Here is a 22,877-nt window from a genome sequence, read left to right as displayed (position 1 = left end):
ATTAAACCAATGTTTAAAAATCTGCTCTAAGGTTTTAAAGAAAATATAAATAGATAAGATGAAGAAATTAATTTCAGCATTATTGGTTGTCGTTGCCTTTACAACATCAACTTATGCTCAAACAGATGCGAAAGCCAAAGCTATTTTAGCAGAAGTAAGTAAAAAATACAAGTCGTATAATATTGTAAAAACTGATTTCACTTTCACTTTAGATAATCCGAAAGCGAAGGTTAAAGAAACGCAACAAGGCACATTGTATGTTAAGGCCAATTCAAATAAATACAAAGTGGCTATGACCAATCAGGAGTTGTTCAGTGATGGTAAAAGCCAGTGGACTTACCTTAAAAAGGATAAAGAGGTTCAGGTAAGCAGTATTGATCCAAATAGTGATGCCATTAATCCGGCTAAAATTTTCACCGTTTATGAAAAAGGCTTTAAATACATTTACACAGGAGATGAAAAAGTTGGTGCAAAGACCTATCAAATGATTGATTTAACACCTGTTGATGCAAAAAAATCAATTTTTAAAGTTCGTTTAAGTATTGATAAAGCTGCTAAACAAATTGCAAATGTTGTTTTATTCGATAAAAACGGAAATAAATATACGTATAATGTGAAAACTTTTTCACCAAATGTAAATGTACCGGAAACTACATTCGCTTTCGATGCCAAGAAGTATCCGGGCGTTGAAGTAGTCGATTTAAGGTAATTTGCTTTACGCTTTACAGAATAAAATTTAGAGAAGGTTCAGTTGGAAACAGCTGAGCCTTTTTCGTTTAACAACTAAAATACCTAAGCCGGTCGGTCATTAATTTTAATTATTTAATCAAATAGCGAATATGTTCTTAGGTTTCTAAGGTGGTAAAAAAATGATAAGCAATGACTGCATTTTTAAGGTTCACCATCTAAGACACCTAAGCAAGCAGCAATAACCCCTTATTCTAAAAAAAATAGCTGTTCGAAGGTTTCTAAGGTGGTTGAAAAATTGATAAGTAGTGATGTGGTTTGCCACTAAGACACCTAGGTTTTGGCAATCGATAGCTTATTGAAGAACCTTTAAGGCAGGGTTAATCACCTGATTTTAATGCCCGACAACTGCCGTATCTGCTGATGCCTCAATTTCAGTTTTAATAAATCTTCCACCAACCAGTAAACAAAATAGAGCAATAAATGCCGCAATAGTCATAACCAAAGGCATTGGAACAACAGAATGTTCGCTAAATAAACTTACCATTACAGACGCTAAGGCACCTAAACCCATTTGTAAAGCTCCCATTAAGGCAGATGCACTACCGGCATTCTTGCTGAATGGTGCCAGCGATAAAGCTGCTGCATTTGGGTTAATAAAACCTAAGCAAGAAAGAAATAAGGCAATAAATCCAATTGTTGAATACAGGTTTAGCCAATCGTTTAAAGCAAATACCAAAAATATTAAACTAAAAGTACATTGTGCCAATAAAGCCCATGTTACAATCTTCTTACTGCTGAACCATTTTAAAATCAAGCTGTTTAACTGGCTTGAACCAATAAAGGCTACTGAAAGTAAAGCGAATATCCAACCATAACCCGTTTTACTTACTTCATAAATTTTCATGAAAACCGTTGGTGATGAAGAAACATAGGCAAACAGACCTGAAAAAGTAATTGAACTGATTAAAGCGTAGGTGTAAAACTGAGGTTCTTTTAAAACGGTTAAAAAGCTATTTAAGATAGGTCTTGGTTTTAAAGAGTAATTTGGATCAGGTTTGTAGCTTTCAGGTAATTTAAAAATAGATGCCAACAACATTAAAATCGCCATGAAACCAAGAAATACAAAAACATATTTCCAGCCTAACGCTGAAATTAAATAACCGCCGGCTGTGGGGGCAAGCATTGGCGAAACCGCTATAACCAACATTAATGAGGCAAATACTTTCGGACTTTCTTCAACCGAGAATAAATCACGGACCATCGCAACCGATGCAACTGCTGTTGCACAACTGCCAATGGCCTGTACAAAACGCAAAATAATGAGCTGATTAACATCGGTAACGGCTAAACATAAAAATGATGATAAAATATAGAGTGCTAAACCGAAATATAAAGGTTTCTTACGCCCGAATTTATCGAGTAACGGGCCGTACAAAAGCTGACCGGCAGAAATTCCAATGAAGAAACTGGATAAGGATAAGGCAACGGTAGATTCAGTGCTTTTCAAATCTTTGGCAATATCTACGAAACCGGGCAGATACATATCAATTGAAAAGGGGCCAAGCGCGGCCAATGAACCTAAAATAAGAATGAGATAGAAGTGCTGTTTCTTAGCCATGTTTTGTGAATTTTTTCCGAGGCGCAAAGATTGGGAGATTAAATTTCTAAACCTATTTTTAAGGTCGAATGATTGTAAAAAGTAACGATTTTAAAATTTAACGTAGAAAACGTGAATCTGATTTGATTTATCTTTAGATTTATGCATTATGACTTTTAAAACTAAAGAAAGCCGTTTACTTCTCATTCTGGGAAGTTTTTTTGTGGCAAACGCAATACTATCAGAATTTATAGGTGTTAAATTATTCAGCGTTGAAGAAACATTGGGCTTTAAAAAGTTCGATATCAATTTGTTTGGCGTTCCTAATTTGTCGTTTGTGATGTCGGCGGGTGTACTAACCTGGCCAATCATTTTTATTATGACAGATATTATCAACGAATATTTCGGTGTTAAACAAGTCCGGTTTTTATCCATTCTGACATCTATTCTAATTGCATTTGCATTTATTGTAGTTTGGGGTTCAATGCATTTAAGCGCCGCAGATTTTTGGGTGCATCAGAATATCAATGGTGAAGATTTGAATATGAACAACGCATTTGCAGGTATTTTCGGTCAGGGCATGTGGATTATTGTAGGTTCAATCATTGCTTTTATCATTGGCCAGTTAGCCGATGTTTTAATTTTTCATCGGATTAAAAAAATAACAGGAGAGCGGGCTCTATGGTTACGTGCTACTGGTTCGACGCTGGTTTCACAGCTGATAGATAGTTTCGTTGTTATTTTTATTGCATTTTACCTAAACCCACAATATCATTACAGCTGGCAAATGGTTGCAGCAATTGGTCTGGTTAACTATACTTATAAATTCATTGTAGCCATTTTAATGACACCAATTCTCTACATCGTTCACGCGATAATTGATGGTTATCTGGGAAAAGATTTAGCTAAAAAATTGATGGAAATGGCTGGCAGAGGGTAGTTTAATTCAGAAATTATGAAATCAAAAATTTTGCTATTTATAGCCTTCACATTTTTATATGCCTGTAAGGAAAAATCTGAGCAGGCAGCAGACAACGAACAGACCATTCAGGGTACATGGAGGTTGGTTTCAGGGAAAATTGTCGATAAAAACTCAGGCAAAACGAGTAACTATCCAATGGATTTTCAAATGATTAAAATTATTAACCGTACGCATTTCGCCTTTCTGAAACATAGTTTAAATCTTAAAGATAGTACTGGTTTTGATGCAGGTGGAGGAAGCTATAGCTTTGATGATGGCAAATACACAGAGCATCTTGAATATTACAGCAATAAAAACTGGGAAGGTAAAACATTCGATTTTAAACTTAGCCTGATAAATGATACATTAATTCAAACGGGGGTAGAAAAAGTTGAAAAAGAGGGTATAGAAAGGAGGATAATAGAGAAATATATCAAAGAAATTAAATAATGCAAAAGGTCGGACTCGCTCCGACCTTTGTGCTTAACAACAAAACAAATAAAAAAATTAACCTTATAAAATTTCTTAAAGCGCAGCCAATTCTTCTGCGTATACGTTATTGGCAACCTGCTCTTGCTTGTAGATTTGTCGGCCGGTGTAGGCCACAAATACATTTTTGTCTAAAAGCAAATCGCGGTTTTTTATCAAGCTGTTTAATTTTACCGTACCAATTACATATTTAAACTCGCTCGCAGCATAACGCTCACTGATGTTATCGAACTCTAATAGGCTTACTAAATCTTCATCAGCATAACGAAGGTAAACCTCAAGTAAAATATCTTCAGTATGTTTTACACCATTTTCAGAGTGATATTTTTTATACTCGTAACGATAATCATAACGTAAAGCAGCAATATCGGAAAGTACAGCAGCTCCGGTTGGATGGCCACCGGCACCTTTACCAAAAAAAAACTGCTTATCGGCAAAAGCCGCCTGAACAGTTACCGCATTGTATTCGTTTTCGACATTGTATAGGAAATCATCCTTAGCGACCAGTTTTGGCAGAACGTAAGTAACGATGTCTTTCGTATTTACTTTTCGGGCGGTTGGAACTAATTTAATTTTAAAGTTCTTTTCACGGGCATATTTAATGTCATGCTGGGAAAGATTTTGAATACCGATATTCAGAATCGCATCAGGATTAACGAACAAGCCATAAGCATGAGCGGTTGCAATAGCAAGTTTATATTTGGGATCGTAACCACCAACATCTAAAATCGGGTCGGTTTCGGCAAAACCCAAATCCTGTGCTTCTTTTAGTGCTGAATTATAACTCTGATTTTCATTAAATATCTTTGATAAAATATAATTTGATGAACCGTTAAAAATACCACTTAAGGCATGGAAAAGTTCATTATCATAGTATTCCTCCAGGTTTCTGATAATTGGAATACTGCCACAAACCGCACCTTCATATAATAGAGATGTTCCGTGCTTTTGCTGCAAATCGACCAATTCTTTTAAATGTGTCGCAATCATTTTCTTATTCGCTGAAACTACGTTTTTGCCATTTTTCAAAGCAGCAGTTACAATCTCATAAGCAGCATCGGCATCATTAATTAATTCAACAATGGTGTTGATTTCTGAATTATTCAGAATTTCGTTTTTGTCGGTTGTAAATAAATCTTTATTAAGTGTACGTTTCTTTCTTGAGTCTTTTATCGCTATTTTGATGATTTCAAGATTCAGGTTCTGGCTTTGAATAATATCCAATAAACCTTGCCCTACAACTCCGAAGCCAAATAATCCAATTTTTAAATTCTTACTCATGTGTTTTTATAGTATCAAGTATCAAGTAGTTAGTATCAAGTATCAAGTATCGAGTCGTTAGTGTCAAGTAGTTAATATAAAGGCCGTATACTGATTAAATTTCGCTACTCAGTTTGTTATGTTTTCTTTGCCGAAGAAGGACCGGTCAGCACGGTATTAATTTTCTGATTTTTCCGTGTTTTAGTATTTCCGTGGGCTGATTAATGTTTGAATACCTTTTAATTTTCGCTTTGGCCTTTATGTCTTAAAATTTCAGCTTTAAGCGGTGTGCTGCAGCTTAATAATCTTCTTATTCCTGCTCTCTTTTATAAAAGTGCCGATGATATTTGTTAAAGCATTTGTTTCGATTAAGAACCCGTCGTGGCCGTATTCTGAATGAATTGCAATAAATTCCGCATCTTTAATTTGATCAGCCAGGTATTTTTGTTCAGAAATGGGGAATAAGAAATCATTCTCAATGCCAATAACCAAAGTATTTGCTTTTATTAACTTCAAGGCTTCGGCAATTGATTTCCGGTTGCGGCCAACATTATGACTGTCCATTGCTTTAGTTAAATAATAATAACTGTATGCATTAAACCGGTTTATCAATTTCTCACCCTGGTAATTCTGATAAGAGGCTGCCCTGAAATTATCTGTTTTATCATTCACACTTTCCACTTGAGTGCTGCCATAGGCCGTGTAGGTTCTATAGCTTAAAAGGGCAATGCTACGAGCCGTTTTTAAGCCTTTGCTGCCGCCGTCAGGTTTGTTTGCATAAAACGTTCTATCCGTTGTAATGGCCAAACGCTGACTCTCATTAAAAGCGATTCCCCATGGTGAATGTACGGCATTGGTCGCTACCAAAATCAGATTTTCAAATCGGTTAGGTTCAATAATTCCCCATTCAACAGCCTGCTGACCACCCAGAGAACCGCCAATTAAAAGTTTAATTTGTGCTATACCTAAATGTTTTGCCAGCAATTGGTGGGCTGAGACAAAATCGCGTATTGTAAATTGCGGAAATGATAAATAATAGGGTAAACCAGTTACAGAATTTATACTTAAAGGATTGGTTGTGCCATAATTAGAACCAAGTATATTTGCGCAAACGATATAATGTTCGTTAGGGTTAAATAAAGCATTTGGTCCGAATAAACCTTCCCACCATTCAAAAACATCGGCATTTGCGGTTAGTGCGTGGCAAACCCAGATAACATTATCCTTGTTCGCATTCAATTTTCCATAAGTTTGATAGGCAATTTGCAGGTTACGGATTTTCTTGCCGCTTTCTAATTTAAATTGTTTGGAATAGCTATATGTTGATGCTGTGCTCATTATAAAAGTGTAATGTCGTAACTAAAATCTGGATATTATGCTTGTAAAGTTTCAGCGTTTGTGTAAGCAGCAATAGCGGCAAAAGCCTGTTCGAAATCTGCTTTAATATCGTCGATATGCTCAATACCAACCGAAACCCTCAGGGCATTTGGTTTTACACCTGCAGCTAACTGCTCCTCATCACTTAATTGCTGATGGGTTGTTGCCGATGGCTGAATGATTAAGGTTTTTGCATCTCCCACATTTGCCAAATGAGAAACCAGTTTCAGGCTGTCGATAACTTGCGTCGCGTTTTCTTTCGTACCATTCAGCTCGAATGACAAAACACCTCCAAAACCATTGCTTAAATATTTCTTTGCCAGATTGTTATATTTACTGCTTGCCAAACCAGGGTAATGTACTTCTTTAACAGCAGGATGATTTTCCAGCCAGGTTGCCAGTTCCAGGGCATTATCTACATGGCGTTGAACACGTAACGACAAAGTTTCCAATCCTTGTAATAGCAGGAATGAATTAAAGGGAGAAAGCGCCGGTCCTAAATCTCTTAAGCCTTCCACACGGGCACGGATAATGAATTGAATATTGCCGAAAGGCCCCCCGATCCCGAAAACGTCGTTAAAAATCAATCCGTGGTAGCCTTCAGACGGTTCCGTAAATTGATGGAATTTTCCGTTGCCCCAATTGTAAGTACCCCCGTCTACAATCACACCACCAATACTGGTGCCATGTCCGCCAATCCACTTTGTAGCAGATTCTACAACAATATTTGCACCGTGTTCTAAAGGTTTAAATAAGTATCCGCCGGCACCAAAAGTATTATCAACCACTAAAGGAATATCATATTTCTTTGCAATGGCTGAAATTTTTTCAAAATCAGGCACGCTGAATGCGGGATTTCCAATGGTTTCGAGGTAAATGGCTTTTGTTTTTTCTGTAATTTTTTGCTCAAATTCTTCAGGAACATCCGGATTGGCAAAATCAACGTGAATACCTAATCGCTTAAAAGAAACTTTAAACTGATTATAAGTTCCCCCGTAAATATGTGAAGAAGAAACGAAACTGTCGCCAGCCTCCAAAATATTATGCAATGCAATAAACTGTGCGGCCTGCCCAGACGCAACCGCTAATGCAGCAATTCCACCTTCTAATGCAGCAATTCGTTTCTCAAAAACATCAGTTGTCGGATTCATTAAACGGGTGTAAATATTTCCGAATTCCTTTAAGGCAAATAAATTAGCGCCATGTTCGGCACTATTGAATCCATATGAAGTTGTTTGATAAATCGGAACCGCTCTTGAACCTGTTGTTGGATCTATTTCCTGTCCGGCGTGTAATTGTAATGTTTCAAATTTATATGTAGTTGACATTTTTTCTAATAATTAAGTGAATGAATACTAAATGATTGAGCTTATCAGGTTTTGGTTATAAGAACTTATAATCCTAAACTCAAGATAATCGTAGTAGGGTGTACCCTTGGCAACAAGGGCCTTCCTGTTTGAGCAGAAACAAAAGAGGAAGATTTTTAAATTACAATATGCAACAGCACATACCGGTAACCGCTTGCATATCACAACAAATCAAAGAAATTTCTACCTGCTTTAGGCTTAGATCGGGTTCGCTTTGCGATTGAAGATTTAATGTTTTCATCTTTTTAATTTATATCTCCAAATAACACCATGTTACTTGGTCAGGAATTGGCACCTTCTCTTTCTGAGGGTTGCCAGTGGGTCAGGGAGCCAGTCTCTCGCCACTTCTTTATAAATCAATCCGATTAAAGATTGACTTTTATTTAGCTGTCTGCCAAATAATATTTCAAATGTCTGAATTAAATTTCAAACAACAAAATTAAATTTTGAATTTTTATTAACTAATTGTCAGCCAGGTTAATGTTTTTTAAAAATGAAACCGATGAACAGACATAATATTTAACTTCAAAACTTTATGTTTGTATTACCTATCTAATCATAATGAAAAAAATAAAATCTATCTCACTGGTATTGTTATTTGCAATATCAGGATTAACAGTTCAGGCGCAATTCGGCGGCTTGAAAGATAAATTATTAAAAGTCGGGACCGCCCAGGGTGCTAAGGCATTGGGCGTTGATAAGTTTTTAAAACAGCCTGCTGCGATTACCACATCCTTTGAAGATGTAAACCGTGAAGGTGAAAAGATGCCTGATTTCAATGCAAATGCAAAGTTTCAGCCTTTATATTTATTACCTAAAAATCCGGACGGAGGTTATGTTTTATGTGAAGGCTTTTATGAAATGACTAACAAAAGCTATTGTTTAAAAGCAGGTACTTTTGCTCCATCGAAGGGCGATGGTTACATGTTTGCTCCTGTTCTGGGTCCGAAAGAAGCGATTGTTGTTTCAATCTTAAAAAGTGCGGAAAAACATGCTGATGTTGAACAACATGATATTCAGGCATTGCTTTGGACGATTATTGCCAGAACAAAGTTTTCTGATTTCAACGGTACCATTAAGCTTACAGCGCTGAAACTTTTAACACCTCAACAGCTAACGCAATTGGAAGGCGGTGCGCTGGGTGTTTTGCCGTTTGATGTAATGGAAAAAGCCAAAGATCAATTACCTTAAGGCGTTAAAGCGGTTTTCGAAGCCGAAAACAATATACGCCAGTTGGTATCTTCCGGCAATTATACTTATGCCGATATGGAAAAATATGCTATTATAGCCGGGATGGCACCACCGAGAGCGGATGTTCCGAGCGGCATCTGGACTAAACATCCTGATGGGTATTATGTACGCTATTTTCCTTCGGGTTATTCAATTACGAAAGTTCAGGTTTACGTACCCAAAGAATTATTGGCTAATGGAAATAGGGTAATTTATGATGCGGCGGGGGATATTGCCTGTCCTGCAAATACAGGTTCACAGCGTTTAGCGCAAACCAATGAGCCATTAAACGCGAATTATGCGGCAAAATTGGTTACGATTTGTAATCCAAAATAAAATAAAGTTTAAGGTGAGATAACTTGTTTAACCATCATTTTCAAAACGTAAAGCAATCTTTACTGCCGGTTTGAGTGCTTTACGTTTTTTTTAATCAGTCTTCTGACTTCAAGAAATCGATATTTCTTTTTAAACCGGCAAATTTTGTTCTTTTAACCGCAGAGCCTTTAAAAACTTTCTTAAAAACTTCATCGGTAATTTCTGTGAGCTCTTTAGCACTTAGTTCAAGTAAGCCGTTTTCAGGTTTAAACGCTTTTTCATCATGCGCTTTGGAAAACCGGTTCCAGGGGCATACATCCTGACAAATATCACAGCCAAACATCCAGTTATCCATTTTATCTTTAAACTCAGCCGGAATTTCATTTTTCAGTTCAATGGTCAGGTAGGAAATACATTTCGAACCATCAACAACCTGCGGCGCGATTATAGCGTCGGTAGGGCAGGCATCTAAACATCTGGTACAGGTACCGCAATGGTCGGTCTGGAAAGGGTGGTCGTAATCCAGTTCCAAATCTATTATCAGCTCGGCCAGAAAAAAAAAAGAGCCATTTTGTTTACTGATGAGATTGGTGTTTTTTCCAACCCAGCCAATTCCTGACCGTTGTGCCCATGCCCGGTCAAGAACGGGCGCAGAATCAACAAAAGCCCTTCCTGATACTTCACCAATATTTTCTTCAATGAAAAACATTAAAGTTTTTAATTTATCCTTAATTACGGTATGATAATCCTGGCCATAAGCATACTTCGAAATTTTCGGCGCATCGCTATCCGCTTGTTTATCTTCAGTATAATAATTAAGAGATAAAGAAATTACCGATTTTGCATCATCTACCAATAGCCGGGGGTCTAGTCGTTTATCAAAATAATTTTCCATGTATTTCATCTCGCCATGAAGATTATTATTCAGCCAATGCTCTAATCTGGGGGCTTCAGATGCTAAAAATTCTGCTTTAGAAATACCACATGCCATAAAGCCGAGGCGAAGGGCTTCATTTTTTATAAGCATACTGTATTTTGCGGAATTATTAGACATGATTTTACAAAGATAGGGCTTAAGATTAAAACCTTTTACTTAATTTCTTGTTGTTAATTTGAAAGCTGAATTAATTAATTATGAGCCACGTGATTTTCAATTATTGAATTGGAAAGCTTTCAGGCTTATTTAACGCAATAAATTTTAATAATGGAAAATATAGATCCTAAACATACGGAAAGCGGAGAAGCTCCAAAACCGATAGAAAAAGATTATGAAAGCCATAAAGCAGATCCGGGACCTGCAAAGCCTGCTGTTACAGAGAAGGATGAGGATGGTGCAGGATCAGTACTTAAATGGATTTTACCAATTGCAGTGATTATTGGTTTAATCGTATGGTTTGCAATGAGAAAATAATAGCTTTAGTACATTTGAAATGCCGGTTAGTGATGTGACCGGCATTTTTTTGTTAATGGTTATTTTAATAATTTCGTTTGATACAAATCTCTTCTTCTGTCTTTTAAGACTTTCACTGTTCCATAATGGTGCAACTCATCTAAAAGATGTAAATCAACATCGACCACTAAAACCATTTCTGTATTGGGCGTTGCTTCAGCTTTAACTGCATTGGTTGGAAAAGCAAAGTCAGAAGGGGTAAATACGGCCGATTGAGCAAACTGGATGTCCATATTATTTACCTTAGGCAAATTACCAACGCAACCGGCAATAGCCACATAACATTCATTTTCTATGGCTCTGGCTTGAGCACAGTGCCTTACTCTCGTATATCCGTTCTGTGTATCGGTTAAAAAAGGTACAAATAGAATCTGCATACCCTGATCAGCATAGATTCTGCTCAATTCGGGAAATTCGACATCATAGCAGATTAAAACACCAACTTTACCGCAATCTGTATCAAAAACCTTAACCTTATCACCGCCAATCATGCCATAGTATTTTTGTTCATTCGGGGTGATATGGATTTTACGGTATTCATCTATTTTACCGGTTCTGTGGCATAAATAAGTCACATTGTAAAGTTTTCCGTTTTCCAGTAAAGGCATGCTTCCGGTAATGATATTTACGTTGTAACTCAATGCATATTCATGCATTTTATCTACAATTTCCTGCGTTTTTTCTGCCAGTTTTCGCATCGCCTCAATTTCCGGTAAATGGTTGTATGGCTGGAGCAGCGGTGTGTTAAATAGTTCAGGAAACATGATGAAATCGGATTTATACCCGCTAAGTGCGTCGACAAAAAACTCCACCTGTTCGTAAAATGCCAGCATATCCGGAAACAAACGCATTTCCCATTGCACTAAGCCCAGTCGTATCGTCATTGCCGAACGGGCAGAAGCGTCAACACCTTGGTAGTAAATATTATTCCATTCAATTAGTGTTGCAAATTCTTTCGATTCGTGGTCGCCGGGTAAATAATTTTTAAGTACTTTCCTTACGTGGAAATCGTTTGATATTTGAAAAGTTAGCGTTGGATCGTAAATTTCCTTCGCTTTTACCTTATCAATATATTGCCTCGGGCTCAAGGTTTCAGCATAAGCATGATAACCCGGAATTCGACCACCTGCTATTATACTTTTAAGATTTAAGCTTTCGCAAAGTTCTTTTCTGGCTTCGTATAACCTTCTGCCTAAACGTAAGCCACGATATTCCGGATGTACGAAAATTTCAATTCCATATAAAGTATCTCCGTTGGGGTCGTGAGTGGTAAAGGAATAATCACCGGTAATTAACCTGTAAGTATGTTTATCGCCGTATTCGTCGTAATTCACAATAATTGCTAAAGAACAGGCAACTACCTTATCGTCTACAGCAATACAAAGCTGACCTTCAGGAAAAATTTTAAGCAGTTTATCAATACTTGATTTTGGCCATATAGAACCTCCCATGCCGTCGTAAGCCTGGGTCATAGATTCTTTTAAGTCGGCGTAATCTTCTGAGCTTAATTTACGTAATTCAATATTCATTTTGTTTGGTTTATATGGTATGAACGGACAAGTAGGGGAAATGTTTGCTAGAAAATGGTTTCCCGGTGATATTTGCAGAAAAGGAGCGCAGATTTTCGGGGATAAGCTTATGATTCAAATAAAATATGATATTGAATATAAAATTTTTATTTCCCGCAGATTTACGCAGATAAGGAGCGCAGATTTTCGGGGATAAGCTTATGATTCAATGAAATATAATATTGAATATAAAATTTTTATTTCCCTTAGATTTACGCAGATAAGGAGCGCAGATTTTCGGGGATTAAAAATAATGATTCAAATGAAATATGATATGTTTTAAATCTGCGGGAAAAAAATTTACAACTTTAAAATAACTTCCCTGTTTGTCCCGGATAATTTTTCTTAAGGTGTTTATAAGCGGCTTCGGTAACTTCACGGCCGCGGGATGTACGCATGATGTAACCTTCCTGAATTAAAAACGGCTCATAAACCTCTTCAATTGTACCTTCATCTTCGCCAACTGCAGTTGCAATGGTTTTTAAACCAACGGGTCCTCCTTTAAATTTGTCGATAATGGTTACCAAAATTTTATTATCCATTTCATCTAGTCCATGCTCATCAACATTAAGCGCGTTTAAGGCATAACGGGCAATTTCGGTGTCAATATTTCCATTACCTTTTATCTGGGCAAAGTCTCTCGTTCTGCGAAGCAATGCATTTGCAATACGAGGTGTTCCACGACTTCTTCTGGCAATTTCGTATGCGCCTTCATCGTTAATTGGTGTTTTTAAAATATCAGAAGAACGAAGAACGATGGTGGTTAAAAGTTTAGCATCATAATACGCTAACCTCGCATTGATGCCGAATCGTGCTCTTAATGGTGCAGTCAGTAATCCCGACCGGGTTGTAGCACCAACTAAAGTAAAAGGATTTAAAGATATCTGTACGGAACGCGCGTTAGGGCCGGTTTCCAGCATAATGTCTATCTTAAAATCTTCCATTGCCGAATACAGGTATTCTTCTACTAAGGGTGATAAACGATGGATTTCATCGATAAAAAGAATATCGCCGGTATCTAAACCGGTTAGCAAACCAGCCAAATCACCTGGCTTATCTAAAACAGGACCGGAAGTAACTTTGATACCGGCGCCCATTTCATTTGCTATTATATAAGATAATGTTGTTTTTCCTAATCCGGGAGGACCATGAAGCAATACATGATCTAAAGCCTCACCACGAAGTTTTGCTGCCTGAACAAAGATTCGTAAGTTTTCCATCACTTTTTCCTGTCCGGTAAAATCTTCAAAAGCCTGTGGCCGTAAAACCCTTTCGATATCTCTGTCGGTGGGTGTCAGGTTGCTTGCTTCGGGATCAAGATTCTCATTCATAAAGCAAATATAAAATTAAATGCTAAAAAAATTAGGATTTTTTAAATTTGCCGGCAATTATCAGATCTTTTGATCCGTTAGCATATTCATAAAAACCTTCGCCTGTTTTAATACCTTTTTTACCGGCCGCAACCATATTGACCAAAAGCGGGCAGGGTGCATATTTTGGATTACCAAAACCATCATATAAAACTTTCAATATGGCCAGACAGACATCTAAACCAATAAAGTCGGCCAATTGTAATGGTCCCATCGGGTGTGCCATTCCGAGTTTCATAACCGTATCAATTTCGTATACGCCAGCAACACCTTCATGTAAGGTGTAAATCGCTTCATTGATCATTGGCATTAAAATCCGGTTTGCCACAAAACCAGGATAATCATTTACTTCAACGGGCGTTTTCTGCAAACTTTCTGAAAGCACCATTATTTTTTCAGTCGTTTCATTACGTGTCTGGTATCCCCTTATCACTTCAACAAGTTTCATTACCGGAACCGGGTTCATGAAATGCATGCCAATTACGTTATCACCACGGTTTGTAACTGCCGCAATTTGGGTAATTGATATTGACGACGTGTTTGAAGCTAAAATTGCATCAGCTGGGGCGAATGCATCTAAATCTTTAAATATTTTAAGTTTTAATTCAATATTTTCTGTAGCCGCCTCAACAACTAAATCAGCTGCTTTTACACCGGATTCAATAGAAGTGAATGTTTTAATGTTCTGTAATGTTTCTGATTTTTGTTCTTCAGTTAACGTTCCTTTAAGAACCTGCCTGTCGAGATTTTTCTGTATGGTTTGTAATGCTTTGTCTAAAGCATTTTGATTGATGTCTATCAAATTTACGCTGTATCCGAACTGTGCAAATGTATGTGCAATACCATTTCCCATTGTTCCGGAGCCTATAACAGATATGTTTTTCATTAGGTATGTATTTTAGTTATGTTTTTGTTTTATTGTTTTTATGTTTTGTTGTGTTTACCTGAAATTTTCAAAAAAAATCAATAAAAATAAACGCTCTTATTAAAAATTAATGAAAAATTCCAGATAAAAAAGGATTTTAACAATGTTAAACCTGTTTATCGGTATAAAACCGGCGTATGTCGTTTCTTAAAATTTTAGTTGTTTTCAATATTCTTTATTAGTTGTCGAATTGTTAATCATCACGTTTGTTCGAAAAGAACCAGAAATCTGCTCAGCATTTCTAACAAGATGAAAAAATTTGACTAATCATTTTTTTTGGAACAGTAAACAGCAGGAGTTCTCCGGTTCTACTCAACCATGTTATGATTAATTCTTCAAATATATTATTAACTATTTAAACTAAAATTAAATGTAAATGAAAAGAAAACTACTAAAGTGTTTGTTATTCTTTATGATCTTGCTGGCTACAAAAGTTTCCGCACAAGACAGAACTATTACCGGTATGGTAACGGCTAAAGATGACGGCTTACCCATCCCAGGGGTAAGTGTGAAAGTAAAAGGAACCGTAACGGGTGCTACATCTGGTGCAAACGGAAGGTATTCCATAAAAGTTCCGGCTGGTAAAATTGAACTGGTATTTAGTTTTGTTGGCTACAATTCCAGAGAAATTGCTGTTTCCAACAACAGTCTTGACGTTGCTTTGGAATCAGATACCAAGAATTTAGATGAAGTTGTTATAACCGCGGGCGGTGTTAAGCGGGCTGCAAGAGAGCAAGGTTATGCTTCTACAAGAATCGATGCTGAGACGCTAACTGCAGGCAAATCTCCAACACTTGCCGGTGGTTTAGTAGGTAAAGTGCCTGGATTACAGATTAGTGCTGTAAGCAGTGGTGTAAATCCAAATTATCGTTTGGTTTTGAGGGGAAACCGTTCAATTACCGGTAATAACCAGGCTTTACTGGTTTTAGATGGTGCTGTTGTTCCCAATTCATTATTAGGCAATATTAATCCTGATGATGTTGAAGATATTACGGTATTAAATGGTGCTAGTGGTGCTGCATTATATGGTTCAGATGCGTCAAATGGAGCGCTAATCATTACTACAAAAAAAGGTAAGATTGGCACACCTGTGATTAAAGTATCGAACACAACTGCATTAGAGCAGGTGAGTTTTTATCCTAAGCTGCAAAATAGCTTTGGTTCCGGATCCACATCCGGCGCTCAGGTTTATGAAGCAATTGAAAACCAGCAGTACGGGCCTGCTTTTGATGGCTCTGTCAGAGAGATTGGCCGTTTAACAGAAAGCGGGCAGCAGCAGTATACAGTGTACTCCTCTAGAAATGACAAATATGATTTCTGGGATATCGGTGTGTCCAATCAAACAGATATTTCATTGTCATCTGCAACAGAAACATCTTCAACCTACTTATCTGCACAATATTTAAATGGTGCCGGTACAACTCCAAAAGATAAGTTTACAAGAGCTTCGCTCAGGTTTAATGGTTCAAGGAATTTCTCAAAAAAGTTTTCTGCTAACTATAATGCAAGTTACATACAGAATAAATATGATATTACCAGTGCAACCTCTACGGTTTATAACAATTTATTAAATACACCCGCCCAGATACCTTTACTGGATTATTCTAACTGGCAGGATCCTACAAGTTGGGGTAATCCTGATAATTATTATAACGATTATTATGAGAATCCATATTGGGCCATTGATAACTACAGACAAAATACAAAAAATGATTATTTAACAGGTTTATTAGAGTTGAAACACAAAACGACTGATTGGCTGGATTTTACTTACAGGGCCGCATTAAGTAATCGTTATTACGAAAATAAAAATAATACAATGGGTTATACGTATACACAGTATACTTTAAGCCACTCGGCAAAGACTAATGAGGGTAGTGCGGTAAGTGATCAGATGTTATCTACAAGCAATTTCAGTACAGACTTTTTTGCCAATATCAAAAAAGACATTAAGGATTTTTCTGTAAATGCTTTACTAGGTGCTTCTTTGAAAAGTTATAATTATAAATATTTAAATGCTTCAGGTAGTGGTTTGAAAGTACCTGAATTGTATAATTTGGGAAATATCACCGGTACACCATCTGCTGATGAATCCAATTACAATACGCGTCAATATGGTTTATGGGCTGATTTAACCTTTGGCTATAGAAAATATTTATATGTGCACTTAACCGGTCGCAATGACTGGGTTTCTGTTTTAGCCCCTGCAAACAGGTCATTCTTTTATCCGGCGATAGATGTATCCTTCATTCCGACTGATGCTCTCGAATTCTTAAAAAACATTAAGGTTATCGATTACATTAAAGTTAGGGCTGGTTTATCTAAAGTTGGTAACGTGAATGTGGGTAATTCAACTAACGGAGGTGCATATTCTTTGGAGTCTGTTTTTAATTCACAAACAGGCTATGGTTATGGCACGGGGTATACGCCGAGTTCGAGGGTTGTGTCGAACAATTTAAAACCAGAAATAACCACAGGTTATGAAGCTGGTATGGATTTTAGGCTAATGAAAGGTGCAATAGATGGAAAAGTAACTTACTATAATACCAGCTCAACAGGACAGGCAATTGAAGCCGGTATTTCAGCTACTACAGGTTACACTAGTTTCTTGTTGAATACCGGAGAGTTAACGAACGAAGGCTGGGAAACTGAATTACATTTTAATCCGTTTAAAAAAGGCAACTGGAATTTAAGAATCGGCGGTAATTACACTTACCTTGATAATAAATTAGTGTCATTATCTAATGATTTAACCAGAATTGGTGCGAGTGGAAGCACAACAATTTATGGTCAGGTAGGTTCTATATATCCTGTTATTATCGGCAGTGATTATATTCGCGATACTGAGGGACGGGTTGTTGTAGATAAGAATACAGGTAACCCAGTAGGTACTACCCAAGGTAATATTCTGGGCAATACCGTTCCTAAAAACAGATTAGGACTGGATTTTCAATTGAGCTATAAAGGTTTGACTTTTTCAGGCTTATTTGAATACCGTTCGAATTATGTTCAGTATGCGAGTTCGGGTTCTACCTTCGATTTCACCGGTTCATCTGCCAGAAGTGCTTACTACAACCGGGAAAAATTTGTATTTCCAAATTCATCCTATTATGATTCAACTTCAGGTACCTATGTTGCTAACAACAGCATTACTGTATCTGATGGCGGTGCAGGTTTCTGGACAAGCAGCACACTTAATACTGGTGTAACAAGCAACTATGTTTATTCGGGCAACTACTGGAAATTAAGGGAGCTGATGTTAGCATATAAAATTCCATCATCATTACTTCACGGTTTAAAGTTTGTTAAATCTGCTACCATTAGTGCACAGGGAAGGAATTTGTTCATTTGGTTGCCTAAATCAAATCAGTATGCCGATCCGGATTACAGCAATAATGGTTCTGATAGTAATGCTGTAGGTATTACCTCATTATCGCAAACACCTCCAACAAGATATTATGGTGCAACCATATCATTAACTTTCTAATACAAAAGAATTATGAGAAGAATTTTAAAATTATCAATCCTGATAATAGCAATATTTACGGCGTCTGGCTGTAAAAAGAGTTATCTGGACATAAACACAAATACAAATGCTGCAACGTCATCAACACCTGAACTGGTTTTGCCGGCAGCACTAAACAATACGGCGTCAAATTTTATAACCTATTTTGATTTTGGTGCATTTACGGCGGGTTATGAGGCAAATGCGGGTGGCTATTCGTATGCGGGCTCAATTGTTTTAACTTATAACTGGAATGCATCTTCCAATAACGGATTATTTAATAATGCATTTTCTGATTTGCGCAGTTACCAGTACATCATTAATTCTACAACAGGTGTAACTAAATATGCGCTATACAATGCTGTAGCCAGAATTATGAAATCTTATTATTATCAGATTTTAATTGATGAATACGGACGCATCCCTTACAGCGAAGCTTTGCAAGGTTCGGATAATGTAACGCCAAAATATGATGATCCTGCAGTTGTTTATCAATCGCTGGTGACTGAAATAGATGCTTCAATTACACAACTGAAAACTTATGGCTCAAATTCAGCAGTTACTGCTTTGGGTACCGCTGATATAATGCTTGGTGGTAGTGTTACGAAATGGATTCAATTTGCAAATAATATCAAACTTCGTATTTTAACCAGAGCACAAAACAGCTCTATATCCTCATTTGTATCAACAGCATTCGGAACATTTTCTTCTGAAGGGTTTTTAACAGATGATGTAGTTGTTAATCCGGGCTATGTAAGTACCAGTGACAGGCAAAATCCTTTATGGAATACCTATCACTCTACTTATACCGGTACTAACGGTTCATACGCCGCTTCAAGAATTCCAACGACTTGGATGTATTCATTTTATAACGGAACAAAATTAAACGACGCAACTCGTGGAGGTTTAATTTATAAAAACTTTGCTTCAGGCAGTACACCGATAAATCAATTGGGCAATGAAACGAATGTTCCTTCCTGGATTTCTGGTAACAATGCTTGGTATATTGGTACCGGAACAGGTGTATCTGCAACAGAAACCCAAGGGATTTTAAAGAGCAGGGTAATGGGCCAGTTGTTAATGCCGGCTGCCGAAACTTATTTTCTTTTGGCTGAGGCAGCATTAAACGGTCGGGTTTTATCCGGAGATGCAGCCACAAATTTTGATAGTGGCATTAAAGCTTCTTACAATTATCTGCAAAAAACTGGTGCATCAACCGCTTCTGCAACTGCGGCAGCCCAAACGGCTTACTTAACAGCTTATAAAGCAGCAAATGCTAACAGTTACCTGGTTAATTACAATCTTGCTGCAACAAATGCACAAAGATTAGAAGCGATTATTACTCAAAAATACATTGCTTTAAATTTTGTTAATGGTTTTGAGGCATGGCAGGAGTATAAAAGAACAGGATATCCTACGGTTTCCGGAACAGGTGCAACCACAACATTTGCTTCAACCCAATCTATCGGAACTACAGGCGACAGGTTACCTGTTAGAAGCATTTATCCTACGACCGAGTACAATTTGAATCCTAATGTTCCTGCAGGTTTAAATCCGTTTACAAGCAAAATTTTCTGGGATAATAATTAACGATTAGAAAAAAAATGAAAAAATACTATAGCATATATTTGATGGTAATGGCATTTGGAATGTGCGTTATTTCATCATGTACCAAAGAAGAAGGAGTGTTCTCAGAGGATGGATCCAGTGGTATTATCGAATTGGCGGACTTGCCTTCAAGAACGAGTTCAACAGTTTATTCAATTGTAACTAAATCTTTTGATGCGGCTACAGAGATAGATTTTCCGGTAACGATAAATTATACCGGAACGGCCGGAGCACCAAGTGATATTACTTTAAATGTTGCCATAAACGATGCAGCAGTTACTACTTACAATTCTGCAAGTTCTACCAGTTATATCATTTTACCGACTACTTTATATACGGTATCGTCAAATACGGTTACGATACCTGCCGGTTCCAAAAAAGGTACTTTTCTTATTAAATTGAAAACGGCATCGTTTGATTTTAGTAAATCTTATGCATTGGGCATTTCAATCACATCGGCAAGTGCAGGTACAGTTAGCGGAAACTACAGTACGGGAATTTTTAGGGTAGTAGCCAAGAATGCATATGAGGCAAATTATGCGGTTACCGGCTGGCTTTTTCACCCTACAGCAGGTAGGGCTATTAATGCAACCTATGCAGTGAGCACTTTAGGGATTTCAAAATGCTCCGTACCATTTGGTGATCTTGGCGGATCAAACTATTATTTCTCGTTCGATGTAAGTGGTTCAACATTAACCAACTATGCACCGATTGGTTCTACGCCAACTGGATTAGGCAGCGGTTTTATGACTGCCGATCAACCCGGTGCGAGCGCTACATGGGTAAATTCATCCGGTGCTGCCGATAAACCAGGTACTTCGCCCTGGTTGCATTCAACTTATAACAATAGCTATGACGCAACCAATAAAACTTTCTATATGCATGCAGGTTATGTTGCATCGGGCGGTACAGGTCAGGCAAGCTGGACGCGTCAAGTTTATGAGAAGTGGGTTAGAAAATAAATTCCGGATATTTTTAGTTAATGATATTAGGGGAGGCTTCAGAAGAAGTCTCTCTTTTTATTAATTGGTGACCAGGTTATACCTTTAATTATGAAATTTAATCTGAAAAACTACTTAGTATTTATAACCATATTCTTTTTAGCGTGTGAAAAAAAGGAAAATAAAATTATTGTAAATCAGAAAGTAGGGTTAGGCGAATTTTTGTATTTATCCGTTTCGGACAATGAAGGAGATTCTAAAATAATTGACTCTTTTAAGGTGGCGGACAACAAACAGCCTACGGTTTTTTTTATAAACGATGATGCCCCGAAAATGTATTCTATAACATCGAGCTTTAACAATTATAAGGTAGACTTTATAAAAGATAATAAAGTTATTGAAGTAGATGTCGATTTCTTTGCCAGGAACAATCGGGTAAAGAATTCTCCGGCAACTCAAAGCATTATAAAATTCAATGCGCTACAGGCGAAACTAATCAGTCAGCTTTCAAAGCTGGAAAAAGCTAAAGATTTGCAAAATAGCATTGCATCCAGAAATTCTTTGCGAAAAAAAATAGAACTTAACTACATTAATTATGCTGATTCAGTAAAAAATCCGATAGCTTTCATGTTAATTTACAATAACGTCGATTTTGGAAATCAGTATAATTCTTTATCAAAATTTATGGCCAGGGCTAAAGTTAAATTCGGGTCTTATCAGCCATTTATTGCACTAGGGAAAAAAGTCGAAAACTATTTAAGTGTGATGAAGGAAGAACTTTTAGTAGGGAATAAGTTTCCTGATTTTAAATTGCCCGGGGCAAATAATGAAGAGGCGGTTTTAGCGGATAAAGGAAAATTTACATTTATAGACTTTTGGGCTTCCTGGAACCCACATAGCTTAGTTTATACCAAGCCTAAAATTGAAGTTTTTAATGTGTTTGATAAGGCTAAATTAAGAATGGTAAGTGTTGCGTTAGAACCTGACAGAAAAGTTTGGCGAAAATATCTTGAAGACAATAAAATAAACTGGCAAAATTTAATTGATATTGAAATGTGGAATGGTAAGGCAATTAATACTATAAAATTCGATAGCATTCCTTCAAATTATCTGATAGCACCAAATGGTAAAATTATTGCAAAATCAATTAAACCTGATTCATTACGCATTGTATTAAATAAGTTTGTAAAATAGAAATTTCAGGATGCAATTATCGTATCCTGAAATTTAATAACTGTTCAGTTATTACACTTTAAAATGTTGATTTACAAAAAATTATAGTTAAAAAATGTTAAATAAACCGGCGAAGATTTACGCTGATTTTGTTTATCGATACATACTAATTATTCGTCGATACACGTTTTAAAAAAGACTTATTTCCCCAGATATTTGATATATCAAGAAAAACAAAAAGCAATTAATTTGCTTTATAAGAAAGAAATAGCCGTTTAGATTTCAATGAAATTAAACGTTTTTATAAAAGTACTTCCTAGTAAATTTAGGTTAGTTAATGATTAGTTAAAATAGAGATATGGCCGGATGGCGTATCTCTATTTGTTTTTATAAGGAAGTTTCAAGGTAAATCTTAGAGCAATAGCCTTATTTTAATGATTTTTAATCTTTTTTTAACCGATTTTAATGTGGTTTTAATATTCTAAATAGGATTTGTATATAATTGTCTGTTATTTATGATTAAAATGCGAATTGTTAAGTAGTTATTTTTTGCACTAATCATTATATCTTATCTACCTGCCTGATTTGTTTTTTATTCAAAATTGACGATGTAATCGTTGCTTAATTGAATTTATATTTTATTCATTGGTCAATAATTTCTTGGTATAATGCCCGATGCGGATACAATTGAATTGGTATTATTAAAATTGTATTAAGAGATTTTATAAAGTTAAAAGAACGAATTATTGAAGTTTATCGTAAAATAATAGGATCGGTATTTAATCACTTTCAATCATTCTGATTCGCTAAAGATACTTCCCTATAAATTAGGTTAGTTAATAATTAGTTAAATAGAGATTTTGCCGGATGGCGGGTCTCTATTTGTTTTTTATGCTCATAATTCTATTCTTTTCAAAAATTTCCTTTTAGCTTGTTAACAAATAAAAGTGTTAAACTTTTGAATATTTTTTGTATAAATTTCTTTTTTTTGTTATCCTTGCGGTCGCCGGAGCTACAGTGATGTTGTATTTTATGCGAATGTTATAGTTAT

18 protein-coding genes and 1 riboswitch are annotated in these 22,877 nt (G+C 36.5%); of the genes, 10 read left to right on the top strand and 8 right to left on the bottom strand.

Features of this window, described 5'->3' with window-relative positions:
- Window positions 1-58 precede the first annotated feature (58 nt).
- A complete protein-coding gene (gene lolA1 / locus O0931_RS07840; protein ID WP_269415012.1) occupies window positions 59-709 on the top strand; it encodes an outer membrane lipoprotein periplasmic chaperone LolA1 in 651 nt (216 codons plus the stop codon).
- A 372-nt stretch (window positions 710-1,081) separates the two neighbouring features.
- Here lolA1 and O0931_RS07835 read toward each other — a convergent pair whose 3' ends face one another.
- Entirely contained in the window at window positions 1,082-2,308 is a 1,227-nt protein-coding gene (locus O0931_RS07835; protein ID WP_269415011.1) for a multidrug effflux MFS transporter, read from the bottom strand.
- 148 nt (window positions 2,309-2,456) lie between these two features.
- On the opposite strand from O0931_RS07835, the gene O0931_RS07830 reads away from it, so the two are divergent.
- Entirely contained in the window at window positions 2,457-3,227 is a 771-nt protein-coding gene (locus tag O0931_RS07830; RefSeq protein ID WP_269415010.1) for a queuosine precursor transporter, read from the top strand.
- A gap of 15 nt (window positions 3,228-3,242) precedes the next feature.
- Window positions 3,243-3,698 (top strand): hypothetical protein, encoded by a 456-nt coding sequence (locus tag O0931_RS07825; protein ID WP_269415009.1) that lies wholly within the window; start codon window positions 3,243-3,245, stop codon window positions 3,696-3,698.
- A 75-nt stretch (window positions 3,699-3,773) separates the two neighbouring features.
- On the opposite strand, the gene O0931_RS07820 is transcribed toward O0931_RS07825, so the two are convergent.
- The 3 genes from O0931_RS07820 to O0931_RS07810 form a co-directional block, all read right to left on the bottom strand.
- Window positions 3,774-5,018: a homoserine dehydrogenase gene (locus O0931_RS07820; RefSeq protein ID WP_269415008.1), complete on the bottom strand. Its 1,245-nt coding sequence runs from the start codon at window positions 5,016-5,018 to the stop codon at window positions 3,774-3,776.
- Window positions 5,019-5,276: 258 nt separating this feature from the next.
- On the bottom strand, window positions 5,277-6,335 hold the full coding sequence (locus tag O0931_RS07815) for a homoserine O-acetyltransferase family protein (RefSeq protein WP_269415007.1): 1,059 nt from the start codon (window positions 6,333-6,335) through the stop codon (window positions 5,277-5,279).
- 35 nt (window positions 6,336-6,370) lie between these two features.
- Window positions 6,371-7,702, bottom strand: a complete 1,332-nt coding sequence (locus O0931_RS07810) for an O-acetylhomoserine aminocarboxypropyltransferase/cysteine synthase family protein (protein ID WP_269415006.1) — start codon at window positions 7,700-7,702, stop codon at window positions 6,371-6,373.
- Between the two features lie 286 nt (window positions 7,703-7,988).
- A riboswitch (SAM riboswitch) is annotated at window positions 7,989-8,099 on the bottom strand.
- Between the two features lie 203 nt (window positions 8,100-8,302).
- On the opposite strand from O0931_RS07810, the gene O0931_RS07805 reads away from it, so the two are divergent.
- Both O0931_RS07805 and O0931_RS07800 read left to right on the top strand, forming a co-directional pair.
- The gene (locus O0931_RS07805; RefSeq protein WP_269415005.1) at window positions 8,303-8,932 is read left to right on the top strand and encodes a hypothetical protein; all 630 of its coding nucleotides are present in this window, start codon (window positions 8,303-8,305) and stop codon (window positions 8,930-8,932) included.
- 75 nt (window positions 8,933-9,007) lie between these two features.
- The gene (locus tag O0931_RS07800; protein ID WP_269415004.1) at window positions 9,008-9,307 is read left to right on the top strand and encodes a hypothetical protein; all 300 of its coding nucleotides are present in this window, start codon (window positions 9,008-9,010) and stop codon (window positions 9,305-9,307) included.
- A 94-nt stretch (window positions 9,308-9,401) separates the two neighbouring features.
- On the opposite strand, the gene queG is transcribed toward O0931_RS07800, so the two are convergent.
- Window positions 9,402-10,340 (bottom strand): tRNA epoxyqueuosine(34) reductase QueG, encoded by a 939-nt coding sequence (gene queG / locus O0931_RS07795; RefSeq protein WP_269415003.1) that lies wholly within the window; start codon window positions 10,338-10,340, stop codon window positions 9,402-9,404.
- 150 nt (window positions 10,341-10,490) lie between these two features.
- On the opposite strand from queG, the gene O0931_RS07790 reads away from it, so the two are divergent.
- Window positions 10,491-10,697, top strand: coding sequence for a hypothetical protein (locus O0931_RS07790; RefSeq protein ID WP_269415002.1), 207 nt, complete (start codon window positions 10,491-10,493; stop codon window positions 10,695-10,697).
- 59 nt (window positions 10,698-10,756) lie between these two features.
- Here O0931_RS07790 and O0931_RS07785 read toward each other — a convergent pair whose 3' ends face one another.
- The 3 genes from O0931_RS07785 to O0931_RS07775 all read right to left on the bottom strand — a co-directional run bounded on the left by O0931_RS07785 (window position 10,757) and on the right by O0931_RS07775 (window position 14,560).
- The gene (locus O0931_RS07785) at window positions 10,757-12,265 is read right to left on the bottom strand and encodes a bifunctional GNAT family N-acetyltransferase/carbon-nitrogen hydrolase family protein (RefSeq protein ID WP_269415001.1); all 1,509 of its coding nucleotides are present in this window, start codon (window positions 12,263-12,265) and stop codon (window positions 10,757-10,759) included.
- Between the two features lie 347 nt (window positions 12,266-12,612).
- Complete coding sequence (gene ruvB / locus O0931_RS07780; RefSeq protein WP_269415000.1) at window positions 12,613-13,635, bottom strand: Holliday junction branch migration DNA helicase RuvB; 1,023 nt, start codon at window positions 13,633-13,635, stop codon at window positions 12,613-12,615.
- 31 nt (window positions 13,636-13,666) lie between these two features.
- Window positions 13,667-14,560, bottom strand: a complete 894-nt coding sequence (locus O0931_RS07775; RefSeq protein ID WP_269414999.1) for a 3-hydroxyacyl-CoA dehydrogenase family protein — start codon at window positions 14,558-14,560, stop codon at window positions 13,667-13,669.
- Between the two features lie 415 nt (window positions 14,561-14,975).
- On the opposite strand from O0931_RS07775, the gene O0931_RS07770 reads away from it, so the two are divergent.
- From O0931_RS07770 to O0931_RS07755, 4 genes are all read left to right on the top strand, one after another.
- Window positions 14,976-18,086, top strand: a complete 3,111-nt coding sequence (locus tag O0931_RS07770; protein WP_269414998.1) for a SusC/RagA family TonB-linked outer membrane protein — start codon at window positions 14,976-14,978, stop codon at window positions 18,084-18,086.
- 12 nt (window positions 18,087-18,098) lie between these two features.
- Window positions 18,099-19,694 (top strand): SusD/RagB family nutrient-binding outer membrane lipoprotein, encoded by a 1,596-nt coding sequence (locus tag O0931_RS07765; protein WP_269414997.1) that lies wholly within the window; start codon window positions 18,099-18,101, stop codon window positions 19,692-19,694.
- Window positions 19,695-19,708: 14 nt separating this feature from the next.
- Complete coding sequence (locus tag O0931_RS07760) at window positions 19,709-20,674, top strand: DUF1735 domain-containing protein (protein ID WP_269414996.1); 966 nt, start codon at window positions 19,709-19,711, stop codon at window positions 20,672-20,674.
- A gap of 90 nt (window positions 20,675-20,764) precedes the next feature.
- Window positions 20,765-21,847, top strand: a complete 1,083-nt coding sequence (locus O0931_RS07755; RefSeq protein WP_269414995.1) for a TlpA family protein disulfide reductase — start codon at window positions 20,765-20,767, stop codon at window positions 21,845-21,847.
- Window positions 21,848-22,877 lie beyond the last annotated feature (1,030 nt).

It is taken from the genome of Pedobacter rhodius (genome assembly GCF_027213645.1).
GTDB lineage: Bacteria > Bacteroidota > Bacteroidia > Sphingobacteriales > Sphingobacteriaceae > Pedobacter > Pedobacter rhodius.
This window is presented reverse-complemented; position numbering and strand designations above follow the sequence as displayed.